This window comes from Citrobacter sp. L55 (genome assembly GCF_002850715.1).
Classification (GTDB): Bacteria; Pseudomonadota; Gammaproteobacteria; order Enterobacterales; family Enterobacteriaceae; genus Citrobacter; species Citrobacter braakii.
In genome coordinates this window covers 1-2,575 of the sequence record NZ_KZ559445.1, presented here as the reverse complement: position 1 = coordinate 2,575, position 2,575 = coordinate 1, and the positions used below count along the sequence as shown (strand labels likewise).

Below are 2,575 nucleotides of genomic sequence, written 5' to 3'. Positions count from 1 at the left end.
TTCACCACTTCCCGTGGATGTACCTGTGTATGGTTGATGGTGCCGGTGAAGAGGGTTTCGTGCGTAATCAACCGATGCTGGTTATCGAGGAAGATCACGGTAAATTCTTCGCGCTCCTGTGTGGCAAGCTGCAGACGCAGCCAGTCCCGTACTGCATGGCTGGACGTAAATGACGCCCCGGGTTCGCGTAACTGACGCTCCAGAAGGGTTAGTGCCTTGCGGATGGTCTGTTGTGCAGAGACAGGCAGGACTGAGGCAAATAAAGGGAGCTGTTGTTTCATGGCGTTTCCCTCAGTCGATGATGTGCATGATGGTGCTGCATTCCGCATGCCTGAGTGCGTAANCGTACTGCATGGCTGGACGTAAATGACGCCCCGGGTTCGCGTAACTGACGCTCCAGAAGGGTTAGTGCCTTGCGGATGGTCTGTTGTGCAGAGACAGGCAGGACTGAGGCAAATAAAGGGAGCTGTTGTTTCATGGCGTTTCCCTCAGTCGATGATGTGCATGATGGTGCTGCATTCCGCATGCCTGAGTGCGTAATCCCGCAGACGGTAATAGTGTTCCGTCATGGCATCGCATTCGGTGCGACAGGCATGGTGGCTGTAAGCAATGAGGCAGACTGCAATGCCTGCAGCTTCTGCACTCATCTCTGCNGGCAGGACTGAGGCAAATAAAGGGAGCTGTTGTTTCATGGCGTTTCCCTCAGTCGATGATGTGCATGATGGTGCTGCATTCCGCATGCCTGAGTGCGTAATCCCGCAGACGGTAATAGTGTTCCGTCATGGCATCGCATTCGGTGCGACAGGCATGGTGGCTGTAAGCAATGAGGCAGACTGCAATGCCTGCAGCTTCTGCACTCATCTCTGCGCCGTTGCCATTCATACTGTTGAACAGCGACCATTTTTCACTGGTATCCTCATTTGCTTCCGGGGCCATAAAAGCACCGCCGTTGCTCAGCATGTAAAACTGCCAGATGCCACCGTGATAATCGGCGCAGAGTCGGTCCATCCAGGCAAAGATACGTGGCTCCAGGGNCCGTTGCCATTCATACTGTTGAACAGCGACCATTTTTCACTGGTATCCTCATTTGCTTCCGGGGCCATAAAAGCACCGCCGTTGCTCAGCATGTAAAACTGCCAGATGCCACCGTGATAATCGGCGCAGAGTCGGTCCATCCAGGCAAAGATACGTGGCTCCAGGGTTATACACTGCGGTATGTTGCCAAAGTGTTGTGGCCAGAAGTCCACACGCAGTTCGTCCGAAACGAGCGTAGCGCTCAGTTCATCAGAGGATGGATGTAACGGGAGGGTGTTGTTAAGGTTGAGCATATCAGTCATATCAGTCATNGTTGCTCAGCATGTAAAACTGCCAGATGCCACCGTGATAATCGGCGCAGAGTCGGTCCATCCAGGCAAAGATACGTGGCTCCAGGGTTATACACTGCGGTATGTTGCCAAAGTGTTGTGGCCAGAAGTCCACACGCAGTTCGTCCGAAACGAGCGTAGCGCTCAGTTCATCAGAGGATGGATGTAACGGGAGGGTGTTGTTAAGGTTGAGCATATCAGTCATATCAGTCATATCAGTCATATCAGTCATATCAGTCATGTCAGTCATGTCAGTGGTTCCTTTTGTAAAGGTCATAAGCGCACTCCCGCTGAACAGGAGCGTGCAGGTCGTTTGAGTTTTTGGGCAACAGGCGTGCAGTGCTACCGGCTGGTGATATCTGCCGGCGGTACGTTCAGGCGTAGCTGTGGGCAGGACTGTGCATAGCCATCAGCATCGCACCGTGAGGGCCAGATGCCGTCAGCCACAGACAGCCTGCACAGACTGCGTTCACCGGGGNCTCCCGCTGAACAGGAGCGTGCAGGTCGTTTGAGTTTTTGGGCAACAGGCGTGCAGTGCTACCGGCTGGTGATATCTGCCGGCGGTACGTTCAGGCGTAGCTGTGGGCAGGACTGTGCATAGCCATCAGCATCGCACCGTGAGGGCCAGATGCCGTCAGCCACAGACAGCCTGCACAGACTGCGTTCACCGGGGCGGTAGCAGAGATGTCTGCACCAGGCGCAGAGGTCATCGTCGGATATGGAGCGGCTGCCGGGCTGGTTTTGCAGTGAGACAGGCCAGACTGCTGATCAGTATTCGCCGGAACGTGCTGCATCAGCTCAGTGCCTGCTGCAGCTCTTCCGCCATCACCCACANGGTAGCAGAGATGTCTGCACCAGGCGCAGAGGTCATCGTCGGATATGGAGCGGCTGCCGGGCTGGTTTTGCAGTGAGACAGGCCAGACTGCTGATCAGTATTCGCCGGAACGTGCTGCATCAGCTCAGTGCCTGCTGCAGCTCTTCCGCCATCACCCACAACGCGCGGTTAAGCTTCAGGTCACCGTCGATACCTTTCACGGCGCGGGTACGGCTTCGCTTTCCCTGCGCGGTTCGCCCGGCAAGTCCGCCTTTCTGCAGATTTTCCTGAAGCCGGTTGAATACCGTCCAGAGGTCATTCTGTTCATCCTGCCAGCGGCGGGGGGAGAGCACCTGGGCTTCGGTCACCGGCTGATGCTCTTCACCAAAGCGATACG

General features: G+C 55.6%; 5 protein-coding genes and 2 pseudogenes. All 7 read right to left on the bottom strand.

Annotated elements, in window-relative coordinates:
* Positions 1-281, bottom strand: a 281-nt coding sequence (locus tag B9P82_RS27990; protein ID WP_305764033.1) for a JAB domain-containing protein, incomplete at its 3' end; no start/stop codon positions are given.
* A gap of 207 nt (positions 282-488) precedes the next feature.
* On the bottom strand, positions 489-692 hold the full coding sequence (locus tag B9P82_RS27980; protein WP_371412097.1) for an antirestriction protein: 204 nt from the start codon (positions 690-692) through the stop codon (positions 489-491).
* Between the two features lie 10 nt (positions 693-702).
* Positions 703-1,032, bottom strand: a pseudogene (locus tag B9P82_RS27975) (antirestriction protein); the annotation flags it as partial.
* On the bottom strand, positions 954-1,337 hold the full coding sequence (locus tag B9P82_RS27970) for an antirestriction protein (protein ID WP_101701450.1): 384 nt from the start codon (positions 1,335-1,337) through the stop codon (positions 954-956). The pseudogene B9P82_RS27975 and the gene B9P82_RS27970, both read right to left, overlap by 79 nt.
* Positions 1,338-1,347: 10 nt before the next feature.
* Positions 1,348-1,560 (bottom strand): annotated as a pseudogene (locus B9P82_RS27965) (antirestriction protein); the annotation flags it as partial.
* A gap of 373 nt (positions 1,561-1,933) precedes the next feature.
* Entirely contained in the window at positions 1,934-2,158 is a 225-nt protein-coding gene (locus tag B9P82_RS27955; RefSeq protein WP_168188481.1) for a hypothetical protein, read from the bottom strand.
* A 160-nt stretch (positions 2,159-2,318) separates the two neighbouring features.
* Positions 2,319-2,575 (bottom strand): DUF932 domain-containing protein (locus B9P82_RS27950; protein WP_143704305.1); only part of this gene is annotated, 257 nt, incomplete at its 5' end.